We start from the raw sequence: 18,117 nt of genomic DNA, 5'->3' as shown, positions 1-18,117 counted from the left end.
ACGCCAATAGCGCTGAGGAAAAGATGCCAGATATCTCCGAAGATCACAATCAACGGCTCTCAATCTCAGAAATTATGCAGCCAGGGACCGGCTACGGCCGGTCCGGTACGGGCAGGATGACGTGGCTCGCCGCGGGCGCTGGTGCTGGTTGCCGGGATCGGCCGGGCAATGAGCGGTTGATCCCCGAAGATACCGACCTGATCCTGCAGCCGACCGGCACTTGGCTGTACTTCATGGCCGGCGGTTGTCCCTGGCGCTGCGGACGCGGCGGACGCGCATGAGCTGGACGGCACTCTTCGGCGCAGTGTCACTGGCCGCGACGCCGTGGATCCTCGCCTCCGGGCTGCGCGTCCCCGAACCCGGCGCGGCGGAACGCACCATGGACTACCCGATCATCCTGGGCTTGTCGCTGGTGGGCCTGATAGTGACCCGGCGTGTACAGCGGGAGGCCAAGCTGCTCAGGGCCGCCGCACGGGTTGCCGGGCGTTCCGCGGGGCGGCCCTACGGCCCAGGAAAACGGCAGTCCCGCCGGCCAGCAGGCTCAGCAGGAGCAGCACCCACCCCGCAACCGTGAGCGCCGACGCGAGGGCCACGGCATCGGCGTCGGGAACTGCGGGCGCCAGCGCGGCATCGATGGCGACGTTGCCCCACAGCCGCACCACGGCAAAGAGCAGCGGCAACGCCCACAGGGCCCACCGGAGTCCCTTCTTCGCGACGTTGGTGCCGATCAGCAGCAGCCAACTCAGGCCGAAGATCAACGGGAACAGCGTGCCTGCCGTCTTGTGGACGTAGGACAGGTGCCCGCGGGCATCGTCGTCCATGACGGCGTGCAGCTGGGCGGCATAGTCGGCAGAGAAACCGCCGACGAGCGAGTCAGGCATGGCCATCCCGCTGGACAACTGCGTCATCTGGTTCAGCGTCAGCAGATGCAGGTACCAGAACAGGAAGAGGCTGGCCACGACGCTGGCGATCACAATGAGGTTGCTGTTGCTCTGGGCCCTCTCCGGCGTCCGCGAGATGGTGGGATTGACTACCGGGGGCAGCTGGTGCGCGGGGACTACGGCCTTCGCGCCGTGCTTCCTGATGCGCTGGGCGGGGGTCTTGGCCATGGCTCCATTATCCCGCACCTTAGGGTGCGTCACGGCGGGGGCAGGGGCGGCGGCCGGAGGTCGCGGGCGGCGCTGATTTGGCCCATCCCGTGGTGAGAAGGATGAGCGAGCACGGTTCCGGGCGGAGCAAACGGCGGCATTTAGGAACCGGTTCGTGGACGAGCTGCGCGGGTCAGATCCTCCAGCAGGGTGAGGCTGGTCCCGTACGTTGCCCCAACCTGCGGCTGTCCGGCCTCCCGGTTCTGTCCCGTGCGAGTTGTTTTTTGCTGCCCGTGCCACACGTCAGCCCCCATTCCGCTGGTCAGACCGCAGCCGCCCGACGTCGGGGAGGAACCGGCTCACCCGTGAGGCGTATGTCCAGCCGCCGCTGCGAACCTTTCAGCCAACGGCTGGATTTCCTCCGGCCAGCTGGTGGCGGCGACCGCGACGCGGGCGTTGCGGACTAAACCTGACCAGTTTCTATCGATCTTAGGAGAGGCCCCGGTCAGGTTCGTCGAAATAGCGTGGAATCCGACATGGTCGATGTGCGTGAGCGCTGCGACCAGTCCGGCTGTCGTGACCGCCGCCTCGCTGCCTCGATCTCGGTCCTCGTTCATTGCCGTCGCCTTTGTGGTTGCAGTTGCACTCAAGGATGGTCCGTGCCGACGCTTGGTTCAAGGCCCATGCGACGAGTCGAACCGGCCGGACCACCTGAACGTCGACGATCCACGGCGTAGAAGAAACGTAATCGGTGAATGCCTTGGTGGCCACGATTACACATGAACGCTCGATGATGCAGGACAGCATGGCCGTCGTCAGCGGCTCCCGGTTCCCGGGACGTTTCAAATCATGGAGGTTTCGATGCCTACCCGAAGGACCTTGGCGGTGTTGACCAGCATAAGCTGGCCGAGTGCATCGACGCGTGCTTCGAATGTGCCCGGACCTGTACGGCCTGCGCCGACGCGTGTCTGAGCGAAGATATGGTCTCGGAACTGACCAAGTGCATCCGCACGAATCTGGACTGCGCCGACATCTGCGTCACCACCGGGAACATCCTCTCCCGCCATACCGGCTACGACGCCAATGTCACCAGGGCCCTCCTGGAGGCCTGCGTCACCACCTGCAAAGCCTGCGCGGACGAGTGCGAACGGCACGCCGGCATGCACGAGCACTGCCGGATCTGCGCCGAAGCGTACCGCCGCTGAGAGCGGGCGTGCAGGGAGTTGCTGGCCTCGCTCGGATGAAGCGTGAGACAGCCCGGACGACAGGGGCAGCTGCCCTTGCTGTCCGGCCGCCCCGTTGGCCTTGATGTCACCGCATGCCGGGGACGCCTACGCCGCGGTACCGGTGACTTCGGAACTACTGGACCAGAGAATTCATCTGGGGTTACTGTCCGATTTTTACGGGGTGCTGGAGGAAGACCGGATTGTCAAGGAACGCCGGCGGCCGGCCAAATACCCGCCGTGTCGTTCCTGAGCTGGTGGCCACGGCCCCGGGACAGGGCTACCCCCGGAATATCACCCAGCTCCCCGGCCCGGCCGGAAGAATTTGCCTGCTATAGGAAGGTTGATGTCCACTCGAGGCTGAGCGGCTTGTCGGCTGACCGTGCCCCTCCCCGGGTGAATCGTGAATCGGGAACGTTCCGTTTTCCGGACCGCCGACGGCAGCCCTCAGGCGCCGGAGTTTCTGGCCCGGCGGCGCTGCGCCAGGTAGAAGGTGCCCCCGCCCAGTGCCAGCAGGGCGGCCGCGATCCCTACGGTCAGGGGTGCGTTCTCGTTATTGGCTGATCTGGCCGGGTCCGGCGCGGCATCCGCCGGTGCCGTTCCCACAGGGGAGCTGGGAGTAGTTGCGGAACTGGATGACATGCCGGAGTCGCCCATGTTCATGCCGGGCATACTGCCGCCGGAGCCGGTCGAGCAGCCAGCGAGGGCAATCACTGCGGCGATCGCAGCGGACGACATGGTCGTGTACTTCTTGTTCATGAAAAATTTGTCCTTCAAGACATCCACAGACGCTGGGGCCAGAGTATAAACGCATGCTAGCTGAGTATAGGGTTTTCTAAAAGCGTGGCCGGTGTACTGGTGTCGGTTTGCAGCGGACGGTCCACGAAGAGGCCGGAGCGATGGCCGCAAACAGCCGGGCAGCGGGCCCGATGGGTGGCGGAAAGTTTGGCTAGGCTCGTGTCTTTCGAGACCTGGGCCGCTGAAGTTGCGGTTCATAGCGTGTGCCCGTGCCAATCCACGCAGCGTGGCAAGATAACCACCAGATATTTCACCGGGGGTTCGCTGTCAGGCCGCTGTTGCCGTCAACGGGAAGCCGTGGCCGCCGGACAGGCCAGCCGAAAGCAACAGTGAGTGTCGTTACGAGGAACACGAGGGCGGCGATCGTAATCGCCGCATCGGTCCAGAATTGTTCGGGAAAAAGCCGGATCAGCGTGTCGTCCATCCGGAAGGTCCAGGTACCCGCGGCGAAGAACAACGCATGAACCTGCGCAAAGAAGGCTTCCCAGGCCAGGACCGCAGAAACGGTCAGCGCCGCGATCAGAGCCAGTGTCAGCACCGCCCCGGAGAACAGCGCCCTTCGAACCGCGCCGTGATACCTCCGTGCGAGGTACACGCACGAGGCGACAGCGGCCAGCAGCATCACGAACGCGACGAGGAAGGAGACCGAGAGAACACCTTTGACGTCCGCCATGTGGCCCACTTCGCTCTCTCGGAACAGCCTGCCGCACCCTGCATTCACGAGCCTGCCGAGGTACCCGGCAGGGGCGAGGTTCAGAACATAATCGAGGGTGTACGAGCCGTAGATCAGGCGCTCTTCGGCAGAAAAACCAAAGCTGTCCGCCGGAAATCCGGGGCGTTGATAGTCGACCCAGAGGAACAGCGGCGAAGTCACGGCACGCACGGCACCGGCGACCACGATCACCGGGAAGAACACCACGACAAGGAACTGAAGAAACCGTCCGAGCAGGGACATCCGGGGCGCCTCGTGCCCTGCGGGAGGTACGCCGCTGGCACCAGTGCGTGGGTCGCTGCTTGATCCCCCGCAGTCCGCACCGGGTGTCACTGGGCGGACCGCATCCCCGGGGCGGCCAGCGATGTCACCGTCGGCGCCCTGGCCGTCTGTCAGCTGTTGCGCCGGAACCCCGGAGGCAGCTCGCAGGATTCCACTGTCCTGCGGGGGTTTTCGGATCCGGCCATATGGGTTCTCCTTGACTGTGCGCCTACTCACCGCGCACGTCAGTGCGCCTTCTTCCAAACAAGGCTACAGCCCTCCATCGCCGCGTGTTTTCGGCTCCGCACGAGCCGGCCACCCGGAACAGTCGACCGTTTTCAGTCCGCCGCCCGACTCCCGTTACGGAACGGCGAGAACCGCCGCCTCCGCGCCCTGGACGGTCACCGGTAACCGGTCGAGGAAGCCCAGCAGCACAATGGGGAGCCAGGATCCGCCGAACAGTTCGGACCGCAGAGGGATCACGGTTTTCGGTGAGCGTCGGGGCGGCCTCTTCGAGTCAGGGCACGCTTGTGACCTTCCGAACCATGCGTCCGGGGCGTTCGCTTATCCGGCAACACCAAAAACTAAATCCTTGCAGGAAAACCTGCGCCCTGACGCGAAGATTCAGCTTCGCGGGTCCCTTGGCCCGGACCGTCATCCCGGTGCTCGAGAAGACGCGAATGTGCGGCGGGTTGTCAGCCTTACCCAGCGCCGGCTCATGGATCCGGCGGCAGTCATCGCCGGACTCCCATCCGACACACGGCCGTTGCCATCGGTCGGTGTCTATGACGAACTGCTGACCAAACGCAGCCACACCGCCGGAATCGCGTCAAAGGAGAGCATCTCATGAGCCCTGCAGCACCCTCTATGACCATCACTCCGACCCTGCGCCGGCGGCGCAGCCTGACTGAACAAGCCGCCGTGGCGGCCGTGGATCAGGCCTGCCGGCGGCTCCGCCTGCCCACGATCCGGGCCGTCCTCGATGAAGCGCTCACCGTTGCGGGGAAGGAACAACTGTCCTACCAGGGGTTCCTTGCGGAACTGCTGCTGGCCGAGTGTGATGACCGGGACCACCATCCACACCCTCCCGCCGCTTCGTCGAATCGCTCCGGCACCACGGGCTGACAGGGTCGATGGGCAGAGTGGGTGCGTGCGCGCACAACGCCGCAATGGAGTCGTTCTTCTCGCTGCTGCAGAAGAACGTCCTGGACCGTCACCGGTGGCTCACACGCCAGGAACTCCGGCTGGCGATCACCACCTGGATCGAGCGGACCTACCACCGCCGGCGACGGCAAAGACGGCGGGGGAAACTCACGCCAATCGCATATGAAACAATCAACCGGACCGCGCTCACAGCGGCCTAAGACCCCGAGTCAACAAAAGCCGGGGCAGTCCCTTTACAGGGTATGGAGTCGGTGCGATGCTGAACGCATCGCGGTCGCGTGGGCTGCGGTCGAACAGGGGGTAGCGAGAGATGCAGAACACGCCGACGCCAGGGAATCCTTGGCCGCATGACATGGTGATCATCAGTAGATGATCATCCCTTGTCGCTGAACCTACTGCTGTTCGTTCGGCACGCCTGGTCAATTGCGCCGGACGTCGATATTCCGGCACTCATCCCAGCCCCGAACCCGGGGGCGTCCGAAATGCCAGTGTCTGCCAGCAATGAAGAGTGGGCTGATCGCTGGCACATCGCTTGGGATCGGGCATGGGACTGGTACAATATTCGGGAGCCGGACCGGATGAAGCACCCCACCCAGGGGCTCATGCCGCAAGTTTTGCGGCCGGGGCAGGGACTTCATCCGCTCATACCGCCCCCTTTGGACCGCTGAGTACGACTGGGACGGCCTGGATAGTGATGCTTTCAATTATTGGCATAACGTTCTAAGCCCGATTCCTCCCAGCGATGCGGAGCGTAGGAACCTATCAGACCTAATCCCCGCATGGGAGAGCGGCCTGGACACGGTTATCGTGCTGCCGTACGCGGGGTACTTCGCTAGACGAGTTACCCGTCGTCACCTTGCAGTTTCGGCCGCAACTCGAAATGATCCCGCCACCTAGGCCAGGGCTTTGCGAGAGGCTGCACTGTCATAACTTCCCCCTGAGAGTTAGTTCTACTTCCTTCGGCTACTTGCACGAGGCGCCGCGCGAAGTAGACGATGGCGGCCACGCTCACAACTCCCAAGATCCACGTTCCTTCGACCCCGAGCAGTGGACCACAAGTACATGCGCCCGTAGTGGGTTTGCTTATGCGGGGCGGTTAGACCGTCCATGTTCACCTGCGGGGTGGGGCCAGTTTCAAATGCCCTCCTTGGGCCAGAAATACTTGACACGATCAGACTTTCCCGAGCATTGGTCCTCAAGCCCCGGCCCCTGACCGGCGTCTACGATCCGACCGGCACCGGCCGGGTGTTGTTTCGCGTTCTTCGCCGCGATGGCCGAGACCGAACGCGAGAACATCCGCGAGGCCACCCTCGAAGGCTTGAATGCCCCGGCCCGCAAGGGAAACCACGGCGGACGCCCGCCGGTGATCACTGACGACATGCTGCACTCCGTGCTGCGCCGCCGCGCGAACGGTGAGTCCGTGGAGGACATCCGCCCGGACCTGATCATACCCACTGGCAAGCGCAAAGGCCGCAACCCCAGCCTGGCCAGCATCTACCGGGCGCTCAACGAGCACGAGAAGCGCCAGGCCTACCCGAAGCCGTTGACCAGGCCCACGCCGACTTCGCCGCGCTTCTGCCGAGCACCTGAGGCGCCTGAACGGCCGGGGTACCGCTGGTCAGCCATATCCGCCCGATTTTCGGCGAGTACTACGGCGACCCCGAAACAACGTGCGGGACGGCCGGTTACACCTGGAAGTACAGGGGTTCGGTGTGTATCAGGTGCCGTGTACGCGCCAAGGTAATGCTTTCCTCCGATCGCGAGACACCTCGCCAGGGCGCCCCTGCGAACTGTGGCAATTGTCGCCAGGCAGCAACGACTGGGCCACGATTCCGGTGACATATCGCGCTAGCGTTGGATATTTCACTTTTTCACAAGCCACCCCACTCGGGTCACGTACGCGATGGGCGCCCAGGAAGAAGAACCGGCGGCGCGGGACTAGCCAGGACTACGCTTCCGGACGGCCAGGGAAGTTACCAAAGAACATCGGTTTCGGAAGTTCGCGGTGAAGCTGCCCACGCTGGCAGATCGTTAGCCCGCAACGGCTGCAGGGATACTGTGTCAGCGGCTGCTGGCCTCGGGCCGCCGGCTGACGGCTGACGGCTGACGGCTTTTGGGTTGCCCGGCGAGGCATCGAAGCCGGCCCCGGGTGGAGGAACAGTTACAAACGTAGATCAACTACCTTAGACGGGAGTACCGCGACGGCCGCCGACCTTAAGCTGCAGCCGGGAGAAGCGTTCAGCTCAAGTCTCGGGCAAGCTGCGCGATCGGATGCAGGCCGCGCCCGAAACGGGCTATTGCTTCTCGGTGCCGGTCAAGCTCGCCGTAGGGCAGGTAGCGGACGTGCAGATCAGCGACCCGGCTGAAGGCCGGTCGCCTGAGCTGCGCGCGTACCTCCTCCTCGCGGGCATCCGGAGCAACGAGATACATCGCGTGAACTGCGCCGGTTTCGCCGGAGAGGGCCAAGTCAAGCATTCGAACGATTCCTGAGTAAATGGATGTGCTGTGCTCCACTTCAAAAGCGGCAGTGACGCTCCCTCCAGATTCCAACCAAAGTACGTCAATGAGCCTGATCGCGCCGGCCGCAGTGCCGTGCACGAGCCCGGCTGGAAGCTCGGTCAGGCAGCCGTCGGCCAGGCAGCCGCCGCCGTATGATCTGCTGCGATCGTTGCTGGCGATCCACACATCGAACCCGAGTGAGAGACCGAGGTCGCGCAGCCACCCCTGGACCTCGGTATGTGTGACGTCGTCTCGCTCAGCGACCATTTGCGCTTTGTCCAGCTTCGCTTCCTCGCGCACCCGAGCAAGGTCGGCGTGCCAGGCTGCCCGAGCAGCTATTGTGTCAGTGCCTGGGAGCGGTGGAGCAGGGAACCGGCCGGTCCCGATGTCGAAGAGCAAGCCGGCGACCGCGCCAAGGTCGTTTGACAGTAGATCCCGAAACGTCTCGTTAATCAACATCACACCTTGGCGCATGCTGAGGTATTCGACCCAGCTGCCGAGCTTCACCTTGCTGCCGGTCAACGCGTTGTACCCCTTGACGATTGCGGTGTTGAACGGCGGCATGAGTGTCGGGTGCAGGAAGTACAGCAAGTTCGCCGCGGCTGGCCCCAGACCCTTGATTTTCCGCTCGGCGAACGACCGCACCGCCGTCAGCAACTGCGCTTCCGTTGTGCAACACCGACACGTCTCCAGCATTCTGCCGAACGCCAGCTGGTTGCCACGGTCTTCATAGATGTCCGGGATCCTGAGCTTGGGTTTCCAATGAAATGCGTGATCCGCGCCCTTGAAGATCTGGCGCTGCTCGGCAACCCCACGCACCACGGTCTCGAGCGAAGAACCCCGGAAAGCGGTACCGAAAGTGTCGGCTTCGATCTCCGCGCTCACCTGCTCAATCCCGCGGCGAAGTGAGCGGAAGTTCTTGATGCGTTCAGGCCAGAGGAACCATGTTCTGTACGTACCGGCAGTATCATCCCGCCAGCGCAAAATCAGCTCCCGAAGGGCTGACTCATCGAAAGGGGAAGTAGACGGTGCAGAGGCGAGATCAAGGGTCACATATGAAGTATGAGTCAACGAGCCCGCATTACTTGCCATGACGCGGGCGCCTCCCCCGCAGGTTCCGCGCCGCAGCGTTCCCTTCCGCGACGGCGGAAGCCGCTGACTCCGAGGCGCTCTCCTACTCAGCACGGAGCTCGGGCAACGCGGCAACCCCGGGTCACGTCCCAAAGAGTTCCCGCCGAACCAGACCGAACACTCTCCCATGCGGGGGCGTTCAGCCACAGACTACCGGTCACGACGTCGGTACGGCCGGCCGCCCGCGTAGCGGGGGCGCAGCACAATTCGCAACACGCTACTGCCCCCAAAACCGCACCTACCAAGGTTCGTTCGAAATAGTTCGCTGCGCCAGACTCGGTGACCCGCCACACCCTTATGTCGCGTCTCGTTTCTGCGTGTGGCCGAGCAGCAACGGCCATCACCGACGGAAGCACGGCGGAAGTGCGATCAGGATCTGCGGGGAAGTCCGCGCACGAGTGGTGCTTTGCCCAGGGCTGTGCGCTCGAGGCTCTCAACGAGGTGGATGTCCAGCTGCGTTCCCACCACGCCCGATGATGCGAGAACCTTGGCCAGTTCGGCGCGGACCCGCTCGGCTGAGACGTCTTTCGCCACGCCCGCAAGGAGCACGCGCAGCGCCCCGGTTTGTTGGATGACCTGCCACCCCGCGACAGTGGCCTCGTCCAGGACGTTGTGAAATACATTCGGGTGGACACTGACCGGCCCCTGCCGCCCGGGTAAGAGCAGGACATCCTCCACCCGTCCCTCCACCGTCTTCAACAAGGCGAAGGACCGGCCGCACGGGCATCCGCGTCCGCCGATTCCTACCCGGTCGGACATTTCATAGCGAATGAGCGGAAGCGTTCTTGAGAACAGCACCGTCACCAGCAACCTGCTGCCGACGGTCCCTGGCGGCACCGGCGCCCCGGCTTGATCGACGGGCTCGACGATCACCAGGTCCTCGTACAGGTGGCTGTTCCGGTAGGAACACGGGGACGCGATGCCTGCCGTCTCGGTGGCCGCGTAGACGTCGAAGGGCCAGCTGCCCCAGGCGGCTTCCATTTCAGCCGCCGCCTGGGCGCTGAGCACTTCGGATGCGGACATCACGGCCTCCGGCGCGATGGCCAGCCTGCCGGCGCGCTGTTCGGCGGCCAGGGGCCGGAGCGCGGAGGCATAGCCGACCAGGCTCCTGGGCCGGAAACCGTTGAGGGCCGCCACCGTTTCCTGCATGGGTGCGGTCACGTCGAGGCGGAGGGTCGGAACCAGGCGGGAGCGCAGGGAGGCCCCGACGACGGCGGACTGGTGCGTCGGGACCCGGGAACTGACCACCGCGACTTTCAAGGGCCGGGTCAGCCCGGCGGAAATTCCGGCCCAGTCATTGGCGCGAGCGTACGAGGCCAGGACAGTGCCCCACTCGGACCGGTCCCAGATGAAGGTTCCCCGGCGGCCGGTCGTGCCCGCCGTCGCGGCAGCCCACCATCGCCCTTTCCACGGGATGCCCGGGTCCCCGCCGGTGTCGCTCAACGCCTGCAGATGGTCCTCCACATCCGCCAGTCTCAGCCCGTGCACGGTGACGGCCTGATCGAAGTCCGCCATCAGCTCCGCCTTCGTCACCACCGGCAACTGCTCCAGCGGGGCATCCAACAGACCCGCGTGATGCCTCCGATAGAACGCCGAACCCGAGTAGGCCACGCGACGCAGTTCCCGCAAAGCCTTGTCCTGATGCTCGGCAATCCGGCCGGCGTTCCACCGGTCTCTCCTGCGCCAGGCCACCCGGAGGCCCAGCAGCCGTGCCAGCAAGGCGATGTCCATGACCGCTATGCCCGTGGGACTAGTTCACCGTGAGCTGGGTGTACATCCCGGCCGCGTAATGGCCGGGGAGGTTGCAGACCAGCTCATAGCGGCCCGGTGGCAGCGTGACGGTGACCCAGCCTGACGCGCCGGGCAAGATCCCCTGACCAGCACCGTCGGCGCAGGTATTCGACGCTTCCCCGAGACTGCCGGACTCATCAATTTTGGCGTCCCCGCCCATCGGGCGGGTGCCAGGTATCTGGCTCTCGGGAAGGGGAAGGATGACGAGTTCGTGGCTGATGGTGCCGGCGTTGGTGACCAGGAAAGACACCTGGCCATTTGCCACCGTGCTTCGGTCTGCCGTCATCGGCATGGCGCCGCCCATCATGCGGTCGGGCCGACCCATCATCGGACCGCCCATATTAGTCAGTGAAACGCTCACGACAGACCCGGGAAGACTCGGAGCCACGCACCGGGTCCGGGACAGAAAACCGGCGCCCCCGGGGTTCACAACACTGCCCACGACGCCGACCGCCACGAGCGACAGTGCGGTCAGAAGAACCACGGCTACGATCCCGAAGATGACCTGCCCGCGCCGGGACCAGGTCTTCATTCCTGGCGCCTGAGCGCCGCGCGCCGGGCAGTGAACCCCTGCTCGTCGATTTCCCCGCGGGCGAAGCGCTCAGTAAGAATACGCTCAGCGTCGTGGTGCGGCGGCCGCTGCGCGGCCGGTCCCTCACCCGGATGGGGACGCCGGAGCAGGAGCACAACGACAGTGACTACTCCGCCCCAGAAAATCAGCATCAACACGGCCATGGCTACCCACGCGCCGATACCCCAGCCATTCCCGTCCCAGCCATACATCATGATCAGACCTCCACTGGCGAAACTACGTCGGTCCCGCTTCCCGAAACAGTGCCCAAAGGCCCGGCGGGTGCACATCGTTGGGCCATGGGCCGGTGCGCGCGGGGAGGCAGCGGCGCCTGTTTCGCGTCCCAGGAGGCCTCCGGTCCGGAGGCAGGCCGGGTCTCAGTCGGCTTGGAGCTCTTTCAGTGCGGCCCGGAGCCGGTCGGGCGAAGCGCAGGGACGCCGCCACAAACTCCCGTCGCGGAAGGACCGGCAAGCCCTTGATCCCTCCTCCGGCGTGGATCATCCTTGAATGCAACCGGAAACAGCAAAGGAGACTGCCATGAACCACCACGGTGATCCAAACGTCGAGGCCGTGGTCCCGACGGAAGGACTCGTCGCAGCCCTGACCTTTATCGACAATGTTGGCTTCCACGGCATCGCCACCAGCCTTACGGGGACAGCACCACTGGTCGAGCGAAGCTGGCCGGTCTTGATCCGGAATGCCCGGACAGCGGTCGCCGTCATCGGCTGGCCGGATGAACTCCAGACCCTTGCCAAAAGGTTCGCTGCAGCAGCCGGACGGCTGGCGGCCGCGCTCGATCAGCCAGACGTACGCGCTACCGGGGAGCCTGCACAGGAACTGCACCTGGCATACCACGCGCTTAGTGACGCCGGGTGGGCTTACCTCGCACGGGCCGCCGGCATCCCAGAAGAAGGCAGAAACCCGCACCAACACGACCACGCCACTCCGCCCCCTGCGCACTAGACCCCATTTTGCACGCATGTCTCCTCAAGATGCCCCCACCGATCGTGCGCCGGGGGCTACCGCCCGGTATGGGATTGGGGAGCGTGCACGGACCACCGGCACGGCGCAACCGGAGTGGTGCACTTTCTGCGTTGACACGGATCCGAGTCCGAGCAGCAATCTCCCCTTATTTGCCGAGCCCCCTGAGCCGACGACAATGAGATCCGCTCACTTGGACCCCTTAGCGAGGTCGGCACCGGCCGTGCCCTGCGTGACTTCAACTGTGTCGGGTAAACGTCGACGGCGTTACGCTTCAAGGCGTCGGTGGCGTCGTCCTGGCCGTCCGCTCGAATACGTCAAGGTCCTATGTCGGCCCTTCCGTACCGACCGTCACAGGCGGATACCCACGGCGTCCGGCCACGGATGTGATCGTGGCGCAGCCGGGCTTCGCCACGGCCCAATCAAGGACTACGCGGGAATCGCCCGAACCGACCGGCATTAATGCTGAGGCTAGCGGGGGCGGGGCGGGGAAGCCTGAGCCTCTTGAGTGGCAGGGCGTTGACGGCGACCAGGAGGCTGGATCCGGACATCGACAGGGCCGCGATCTCCGGGCCGAGGGCAAGACCGGCGAACGCGAAGACCCCTGCTGCGATCGGCAGGGCGATCGGCACATCCAGACGGTCAGAGCGCGATCGCCACGTCGGTGCCGGCGCCGATCGCGATGCCGAGGTCGGCCTGGGCCGGCGTCGTTGACGCCGTCGCCGACCATGGCGATTTTCTTCCCTGTCTATCGAAGTGCGGCGATCTTCGCTGATTTGAAACCCACCCCATCAAGATGTACCCCAGAAGCCCATGGTCCGGTCCAAATACATCATCACTGTCTCCTGCTTTCACACTGACGCTCGAGCGCGCTCCTGCGGTTCACTAATCGTCCCGTTCGTCCTTCGGCGTTAAAGTCTTTGGTCCCCGCGCCCTGGCCTGCCCGGACGTGGGGTGACAGGACGCCCAACCCGGAGCGAAACCATGACCAGGCCGCTGTTCCCCGGGGAGGAATAGGGAGTCTGGGATGCCGACAGCGCACACGAGCCTGTTCAGGCGGTCAGGTGGTCCAGCCGGGAGCGCTTCGCTTTCCTGTACCAGGGAAACCAGCGGCAGTGCCCCGGCCGCGATCGGTGCCTGAGGGCAGCGGAGTACAAGACCGGCGCATCCTCCAGACCATCGCAGATGGCTATAAGACACACGGCCCACGCCGCGGTGATCCAGAGCATCGCTCCGGGGCGGTGGGCTCTGTTGCCTTGTTCCGGACCCGGTCCGCTCAACTTCAGCCCCGTTTTCAGAGGGCCAGCCGGCGGAGGTGGCATTGCTGGATCAGTTCGACGGCTTCATCGATGTCGTCCGTGCACCGCAACAGGCGGATGTCGTCGGGGGCGATGAAGCCCTGGTCCCGGAGGCGTTCCCGGATCCAGGCCATGAGGCCGGCCCAGTGCCCTATTCCGATCAGGACGACGGGGAATTCGTGGATTTTTCCGGTCTGGGCGAGTGTCAGGGCTTCAAAGAGTTCATCCAGGGTGCCGAACCCGCCGGGAAGGACGACAAAGGCCGAGGCATACCGGACGAACATGAGTTTCCGCGCGAAGAAGTACCGGAAGGTCATGGACACGTCCAGGTAGGGATTCAGCGACTGTTCGCGCGGCAATTCGATGCCCAGACCCACGGAGGTGCCGCCGGCGTCCGCGGCTCCGCGGTTGGCCGCTTCCATCAGGCCCGGGCCTCCTCCGGTGATTACCGTGAACCCGGCCCCGGCGAACCGTGTGCCAAGTATCCGTGCTGCCGCGTAACGGGGGTCCTCCGGTCCGGGCCGTGCCGATCCGAACACGGCTACTGCTTTCCCGACCCGGCCCGAGAGAAGGCGGAATCCGGCGTCGATTTCAGCGCTGATCCGTTCCATCCGGGCGGGGTCTTCGGCCGGGTCAGCCAGCGCAGCGAGCAGTTCTTCATCCGTCATTTTCATGCCGGCGCCGATTCCGGATGCATGCGGCAATTCAGGTTGTGGTCGCCGGCTTCTTCGGCGGTCAGGCGCCCGTCCTCGATGGTGATGACCCGTTTGGCGGCCGTGCGGAGCCGCTGGTCATGGCTGACAATAATCACGGCCCGGTTTTCCCGGCAGGCCGTTTCACACAGGAGCAACGTGACATCCCTGCCGGTCTTCGCGTCCAGGTTGGCTGTGGGTTCGTCGGCGAGGATCAGGCGGGGGTCATTCGCCAGGGACCGGGCGATCGCGACGCGTTGTTTCTCCCCGCCGGAGAGGTCCCGGGGCAGGTTCCGCAGCCGGTGCCCGAGTTGGAGCTGTTCCAGCGCCGCCCGGGCTTTGGCCCTGGCCTTTTTCCGGGGCACCCCCGCAGTAATCAGAGGCATCATGACGTTTTCCTCCGCGGTCAGTACCGAGAGCAGGTTGAAGGTCTGGAAGACGAACCCGAACTCCTGGAGCCTCAGCCGGGACAGCTGCCCCGGCCCCAGGGTGGAGGTGTCCTGCCCGGAGATGAGGATCCGCCCGGTCGTGGGGGACATGAGGGTGCCGATCATGGACAACAGGGTTGTCTTTCCGGATCCGGAGGGGCCCATCACGAGCACAATGTCCCCGGCGTCAATACTCAGGGATACGTGGTCCACGGCGGTCACCGCCGTGTGGCCGGCTCCGAAGGTCTTGGACACGTCCTGGACTGCGACGACGCTCATGCGCGGAACACTTCCGCCGGGTCGATGTGTGCCAGCCGGCGGACCGGCAGCAGTGAGGAGACCACGGCCATGAGCACGGTGACGCCGAAGATCCACGCGGCATCGAGCCATCGGATTTCCGTGATGAATTCCGGGACGTAGTTTCCCGCGGCGGCATTGACGACCAGGGCCAGGGCCGCCCCGACGAGATACCCGAGCACCGCCGCGGTGATGGCTTGCTCGACCACCACGGTGTAGAGCTGGCGGTTGCTCACTCCGATCGCCTTCAGGACCCCGTATTCGCGTGCTTTTTCGATGGTCGAGGTGAAAATGGTCAGGCCGATCACGGTCATGCCCACGGCGATTCCGATCAACAGCAGGACCAGGATGATCGGCAGGAAGGTGTCCCGGACGATGTTCGTGTTGTTCTCCACGAACCTGTCCTTGGTGATGGCATCGACCGCCGGGTCGGCCTCGATCCGGGACGCGACCGCGGCCGCGTCGGCGCCGTTGTCCACGGTGATGAGGAAGAAATTGGTGGCTCCGGGCAGCTGGAGGATGCTTTCGGCGTCGTCTTTGGTGGCGAACGCGAACGAGAAGCTGAGGATGTAGCCGCCCTCGGAATAGCCGGCAACTTTCAGTTCCCTTCCGGCGACCGGGATGGTGTCCCCGATCCGGATGTTCTCGCTGCGTCCGACCACCCGGTCGATGATGATTTCGCCCTTGTCCGGGACGGCCTTGCCCTCAACGACCCGGGCGGGGGCACCGACCATGTTCTCCGTGTCGTCAGCGATGACGTAGAGGTTGATGTCCTTGCCGTTGTGCGCGAAGGCGACGCGGCGCCCGCTGAACGGTTTGGCGGTGGCAACCCCGGGAACGCCGGTGAGGAAGTCCCGCACGGTCAGGGGCAGCACGGACGGGGTGTGGAACATGTCCGTCGCGCCGGTCTGGGTGATCCAATAGTCGGCCGGGACGGTGCGGATGTATTCGCCGATCTTACTGCTCCAGCCCTGGTACAGGCCCTGGATACTCATGATCAGCAGCACACTGAACGCCACCCCGCCGACGCTGATCAGCAGCCGGGTCTTTTCCTGGACCAGATTCTTTATTGCCAGGAACAGCATGGCGCCACCTCTCGTGCTGCCTCCGGCCGCCCGGTCACTACAGACCCTCCTGCGGTGTCCGCCCTCCACGTCCGGCGGGCCGCCGTCCTAACCGGGGGACGAACCCGGGGACCTGGCGCCGGTAGGCGGCATACTCGCCGCCGAACTCAGCCTCCATCATCCGTTCTTCCTTCCGGGCCAGGCGCAGGTACACGATGACCAGGACAGGGAACATGAGAAGGGTCAGCAGCGTGGGCCACTGCAGCAGGAACCCGGCCATGATGGTCAGGAACCCGACGTATTGCGGGTGCCGGACCCTGCCGTAAGGGCCGGTGACCGCGAGGCGGTGGTCCCGTTGGGCCGTCAGGAGGACCTGCCAGGACAGGTAGAGCAGGATGAACCCTGCCGCGATCAACAGGTTGCTGAGCAGGTGCAGCGCGCTCAGGTGCGGATCACCCTGCCAGCCGGTCAGGTCCTGCCACAAGTGACCGGTGTTGTGGTTCAGCAGGTCAAAGCCCCGGATCCGGTTCCCCAGCCAGCCCGAGAGCAGGTAGATCGTCAGCGGGAAACCATACATCTCCGTGAAGAGTGCCACGATGAACGCGGAGAATCCGCCCAGAGCCCGCCAGTCCAGCTTGGTCCGGGGCCGGACGAAGCTGAAGGCGAAGATGATGAACACGGCGGAATTCAGGATCACCAGCCACCACAGGTCGTAACCGTAATCAGTGGACATGCCCGCCATCTCCCCCGCCCCCGGGGCCGGCAGGTCCCCCTGGGGCTGCCTGCCCGCCGTGCCCCTGATGCGTGGAGTTGCCATGGCCGCCGTGGCCACCATGGCCGAACATGCAAAAGCTCATCACCAGCACGACACCTAGATAGGGCAGCGTGTCCAGGACATGGAGCCAGTGGTTGGAGATCAGGTACACGGCGGCCCCGGCGGTAAGGACCGCCACAAGGCCCTGCGTCCAGGGCCCGGGCCCGGGTCGAATGCGCTCCGGAGCCGGAAGATTGCTCATGCCACCAAGTGTCAGGCCGGCTCAGCCGGAGGGGTAGTGCCTAACGACCCAGCCCCGGATGGCAACCCAAAGCCTGCAGACGCCGCGGCAACCCCTTGTCTAATATACCCCTAGGGGGTATATTCGAGATGTTGCCAGTGACGTGGTTTGTCCAGGCCCAGGCCCTCACAGCCGTTCAACCGCAACATCCCTTTTCGTATCCCTTGTTCGAAGGAAAGCTGACATGTGCGGAACATCCGAATCACGTACCCATCTACCCCTGGCCTCCACGGCCCAGCAGGGCTGCAGCTGCTGCTCCTCGGCAGCGGAAGCGGGCCCGGCAGCTACCGCCGAGGTTCGGCCGGCGGCCCAGGGGTCCAATGCCCAGTACGCCGTGGAAGGGCTGACCTGCGGGCATTGCGTCCGGACCGTTGAACAGGCCGTCTCAGGAGTAGCCGGAGTTGAGGCGGCAACGGTGGACCTGGTCCCCGGCGGCACGTCGCGACTGAACGTCACCGGCACCGCGGACCGGGCGGCGCTGGCCGAGGCCGTCAGCTCCTCCGGATACGTCCTTACGGGCCCGAACTAGACGGCCCACGCCCGGGCCTTGCGGCATCCGAAGGAACATCGGAGGTCCGCGGGCCGGGGCTGGTTAATGGCCCGGGTGATCGGTGTGGTCCACAGTCGGAGACGGGGCGGGTGCCACGTCCCCTCCGGCGCCGCTGATGGCCGGGCCGATGACAAACGCGGACAGGAAGAACATGATGGCGAAGACCAACAGACCCACGGCCGGTGCGACCCAGCTGCCGAATCGCCGGTAGAGGCGGATCAGCATGGGTATGGATGCCAGCAGCCCGAGCGCTCCGAACAATGCTGTGCCGCCGGATCCTGCCACCAGCGCGGTTCCTGCCAGCAGCCCGATGTGGTGCAGGAGGTGCGGGAGGAGGCCCATGACGAGGCCAACCGCGCCGACGAGCGTGTGCCACAGGCTCTGGAGCCTGCCTCGGAAGGTCCCCGACGCAACCATCCCGCTGCGGGGTCCGGCAGCAGGCGGGTCCAGGTGGGAGGCGTGGTCACCGGTCATGGCCGTTGCCTTCGCCGTTCCGGTCGCCCATCGGGCCCGG

General features: G+C 65.0%; 18 protein-coding genes and 2 pseudogenes. 6 read left to right on the top strand and 14 right to left on the bottom strand.

The features are described from left to right. Positions 1-458: 458 nt before the first annotated feature. Both ABIN76_RS15030 and ABIN76_RS15025 read right to left on the bottom strand, forming a co-directional pair. Positions 459-1,109, bottom strand: a complete 651-nt coding sequence (locus ABIN76_RS15030) for a hypothetical protein (RefSeq protein WP_346960478.1) — start codon at positions 1,107-1,109, stop codon at positions 459-461. Between the two features lie 338 nt (positions 1,110-1,447). Beyond that, on the bottom strand, positions 1,448-1,705 hold the full coding sequence (locus ABIN76_RS15025; protein ID WP_346960477.1) for a hypothetical protein: 258 nt from the start codon (positions 1,703-1,705) through the stop codon (positions 1,448-1,450). Positions 1,706-1,990: 285 nt separating this feature from the next. Here ABIN76_RS15025 and ABIN76_RS15020 point away from each other — a divergent pair, with 285 nt between their 5' ends. Further along, a complete protein-coding gene (locus ABIN76_RS15020; RefSeq protein WP_346960500.1) occupies positions 1,991-2,293 on the top strand; it encodes a four-helix bundle copper-binding protein in 303 nt (100 codons plus the stop codon). A 465-nt stretch (positions 2,294-2,758) separates the two neighbouring features. On the opposite strand, the gene ABIN76_RS15015 is transcribed toward ABIN76_RS15020, so the two are convergent. The 3 genes from ABIN76_RS15015 to ABIN76_RS15005 all read right to left on the bottom strand — a co-directional run bounded on the left by ABIN76_RS15015 (position 2,759) and on the right by ABIN76_RS15005 (position 4,565). Then, positions 2,759-3,070, bottom strand: coding sequence for a hypothetical protein (locus ABIN76_RS15015; protein ID WP_346960476.1), 312 nt, complete (start codon positions 3,068-3,070; stop codon positions 2,759-2,761). 289 nt (positions 3,071-3,359) lie between these two features. Further along, on the bottom strand, positions 3,360-4,064 hold the full coding sequence (locus tag ABIN76_RS15010; RefSeq protein ID WP_346960475.1) for a TIGR01906 family membrane protein: 705 nt from the start codon (positions 4,062-4,064) through the stop codon (positions 3,360-3,362). Between the two features lie 378 nt (positions 4,065-4,442). Next, positions 4,443-4,565 (bottom strand): hypothetical protein, encoded by a 123-nt coding sequence (locus tag ABIN76_RS15005; protein ID WP_346960474.1) that lies wholly within the window; start codon positions 4,563-4,565, stop codon positions 4,443-4,445. Positions 4,566-4,674: 109 nt separating this feature from the next. Between ABIN76_RS15005 and ABIN76_RS15000 the strand changes: the two genes are divergently transcribed. From ABIN76_RS15000 to ABIN76_RS14990, 3 genes and pseudogenes are all read left to right on the top strand, one after another. After that, positions 4,675-4,932, top strand: a complete 258-nt coding sequence (locus ABIN76_RS15000) for a hypothetical protein (protein WP_346960502.1) — start codon at positions 4,675-4,677, stop codon at positions 4,930-4,932. Next, positions 4,929-5,153 (top strand): annotated as a pseudogene (locus ABIN76_RS14995) (AAA family ATPase); the annotation flags it as partial. The gene ABIN76_RS15000 and the pseudogene ABIN76_RS14995, both read left to right, overlap by 4 nt. A 14-nt stretch (positions 5,154-5,167) precedes the next feature. Continuing rightward, positions 5,168-5,446, top strand: a pseudogene (locus ABIN76_RS14990) (integrase core domain-containing protein); the annotation flags it as partial. Positions 5,447-7,484: 2,038 nt separating this feature from the next. Here the strand turns inward: ABIN76_RS14990 and ABIN76_RS14985 are convergent. The 4 genes from ABIN76_RS14985 to ABIN76_RS14970 all read right to left on the bottom strand — a co-directional run bounded on the left by ABIN76_RS14985 (position 7,485) and on the right by ABIN76_RS14970 (position 11,453). Then, complete coding sequence (locus ABIN76_RS14985) at positions 7,485-8,798, bottom strand: type II restriction endonuclease (RefSeq protein WP_346960473.1); 1,314 nt, start codon at positions 8,796-8,798, stop codon at positions 7,485-7,487. 447 nt (positions 8,799-9,245) lie between these two features. Further along, the gene (locus tag ABIN76_RS14980) at positions 9,246-10,607 is read right to left on the bottom strand and encodes a phenylacetate--CoA ligase family protein (protein ID WP_346960472.1); all 1,362 of its coding nucleotides are present in this window, start codon (positions 10,605-10,607) and stop codon (positions 9,246-9,248) included. A gap of 19 nt (positions 10,608-10,626) precedes the next feature. Continuing rightward, a complete protein-coding gene (locus ABIN76_RS14975) occupies positions 10,627-11,199 on the bottom strand; it encodes a sulfocyanin-like copper-binding protein (RefSeq protein ID WP_346960471.1) in 573 nt (190 codons plus the stop codon). After that, positions 11,196-11,453: an SHOCT domain-containing protein gene (locus tag ABIN76_RS14970; RefSeq protein WP_346960470.1), complete on the bottom strand. Its 258-nt coding sequence runs from the start codon at positions 11,451-11,453 to the stop codon at positions 11,196-11,198. Before ABIN76_RS14970 ends, ABIN76_RS14975 begins: the two co-directional genes overlap by 4 nt. Before the next feature lie 322 nt (positions 11,454-11,775). On the opposite strand from ABIN76_RS14970, the gene ABIN76_RS14965 reads away from it, so the two are divergent. Next, positions 11,776-12,201 carry a hypothetical protein gene (locus ABIN76_RS14965; protein WP_346960469.1) on the top strand — a complete coding sequence of 142 codons (426 nt, stop codon included), beginning with the start codon at positions 11,776-11,778 and terminating at the stop codon, positions 12,199-12,201. A 1,312-nt stretch (positions 12,202-13,513) separates the two neighbouring features. Here ABIN76_RS14965 and ABIN76_RS14960 read toward each other — a convergent pair. The 4 genes from ABIN76_RS14960 to ABIN76_RS14945 are packed head-to-tail and all read right to left on the bottom strand — an operon-like array spanning position 13,514 to position 16,731. Further along, positions 13,514-14,191, bottom strand: a complete 678-nt coding sequence (locus ABIN76_RS14960; protein WP_346960468.1) for a TIGR00730 family Rossman fold protein — start codon at positions 14,189-14,191, stop codon at positions 13,514-13,516. Then, a complete protein-coding gene (locus ABIN76_RS14955; RefSeq protein WP_346960467.1) occupies positions 14,188-14,916 on the bottom strand; it encodes an ABC transporter ATP-binding protein in 729 nt (242 codons plus the stop codon). Before ABIN76_RS14955 ends, ABIN76_RS14960 begins: the two co-directional genes overlap by 4 nt. Next, complete coding sequence (locus ABIN76_RS14950) at positions 14,913-16,019, bottom strand: ABC transporter permease (protein WP_346960466.1); 1,107 nt, start codon at positions 16,017-16,019, stop codon at positions 14,913-14,915. The genes ABIN76_RS14955 and ABIN76_RS14950 overlap by 4 nt, the downstream gene beginning before the upstream one ends. A gap of 37 nt (positions 16,020-16,056) precedes the next feature. Next, on the bottom strand, positions 16,057-16,731 hold the full coding sequence (locus tag ABIN76_RS14945) for an isoprenylcysteine carboxylmethyltransferase family protein (protein ID WP_346960465.1): 675 nt from the start codon (positions 16,729-16,731) through the stop codon (positions 16,057-16,059). 506 nt (positions 16,732-17,237) lie between these two features. Here ABIN76_RS14945 and ABIN76_RS14940 point away from each other — a divergent pair. After that, on the top strand, positions 17,238-17,582 hold the full coding sequence (locus ABIN76_RS14940) for a heavy metal-associated domain-containing protein (RefSeq protein WP_346960464.1): 345 nt from the start codon (positions 17,238-17,240) through the stop codon (positions 17,580-17,582). 63 nt (positions 17,583-17,645) lie between these two features. On the opposite strand, the gene ABIN76_RS14935 is transcribed toward ABIN76_RS14940, so the two are convergent. Beyond that, positions 17,646-18,077, bottom strand: coding sequence for a hypothetical protein (locus ABIN76_RS14935; RefSeq protein ID WP_346960463.1), 432 nt, complete (start codon positions 18,075-18,077; stop codon positions 17,646-17,648). Positions 18,078-18,117 lie beyond the last annotated feature (40 nt).

Origin of the sequence: uncultured Arthrobacter sp. (genome assembly GCF_964021775.1) — a bacterium.
In the GTDB taxonomy this organism is placed as follows: domain Bacteria; phylum Actinomycetota; class Actinomycetes; order Actinomycetales; family Micrococcaceae; genus Arthrobacter.
The sequence above is the reverse complement of the archived record's forward strand: the minus strand, read 5'-3'. Positions and strand labels throughout refer to the sequence as shown.

Excerpts from the sequence above, each read along its gene's own strand:
- ABIN76_RS14960 (WP_346960468.1), bottom strand. The coding sequence starts at position 14,191 with ATGAAAATGACGGATGAAGAACTGCTCGCTGCGCTGGCTGACCCGGCC.
- ABIN76_RS14955 (WP_346960467.1), bottom strand. The coding sequence starts at position 14,916 with ATGAGCGTCGTCGCAGTCCAGGACGTGTCCAAGACCTTCGGAGCCGGC.
- ABIN76_RS14975 (WP_346960471.1), bottom strand. The coding sequence starts at position 11,199 with ATGAAGACCTGGTCCCGGCGCGGGCAGGTCATCTTCGGGATCGTAGCC.
- ABIN76_RS15025 (WP_346960477.1), bottom strand. The coding sequence starts at position 1,705 with ATGAACGAGGACCGAGATCGAGGCAGCGAGGCGGCGGTCACGACAGCC.
- ABIN76_RS14950 (WP_346960466.1), bottom strand. The coding sequence starts at position 16,019 with ATGCTGTTCCTGGCAATAAAGAATCTGGTCCAGGAAAAGACCCGGCTG.
- ABIN76_RS14935 (WP_346960463.1), bottom strand. The coding sequence starts at position 18,077 with ATGACCGGTGACCACGCCTCCCACCTGGACCCGCCTGCTGCCGGACCC.
- ABIN76_RS14980 (WP_346960472.1), bottom strand. The coding sequence starts at position 10,607 with ATGGACATCGCCTTGCTGGCACGGCTGCTGGGCCTCCGGGTGGCCTGG.
- ABIN76_RS15030 (WP_346960478.1), bottom strand. The coding sequence starts at position 1,109 with ATGGCCAAGACCCCCGCCCAGCGCATCAGGAAGCACGGCGCGAAGGCC.
- ABIN76_RS14945 (WP_346960465.1), bottom strand. The coding sequence starts at position 16,731 with ATGTCCACTGATTACGGTTACGACCTGTGGTGGCTGGTGATCCTGAAT.
- ABIN76_RS14940 (WP_346960464.1), top strand. The coding sequence starts at position 17,238 with ATGTGCGGAACATCCGAATCACGTACCCATCTACCCCTGGCCTCCACG.
- ABIN76_RS15015 (WP_346960476.1), bottom strand. The coding sequence starts at position 3,070 with ATGAACAAGAAGTACACGACCATGTCGTCCGCTGCGATCGCCGCAGTG.
- ABIN76_RS14965 (WP_346960469.1), top strand. The coding sequence starts at position 11,776 with ATGAACCACCACGGTGATCCAAACGTCGAGGCCGTGGTCCCGACGGAA.
- ABIN76_RS14970 (WP_346960470.1), bottom strand. The coding sequence starts at position 11,453 with ATGATGTATGGCTGGGACGGGAATGGCTGGGGTATCGGCGCGTGGGTA.
- ABIN76_RS15010 (WP_346960475.1), bottom strand. The coding sequence starts at position 4,064 with ATGTCCCTGCTCGGACGGTTTCTTCAGTTCCTTGTCGTGGTGTTCTTC.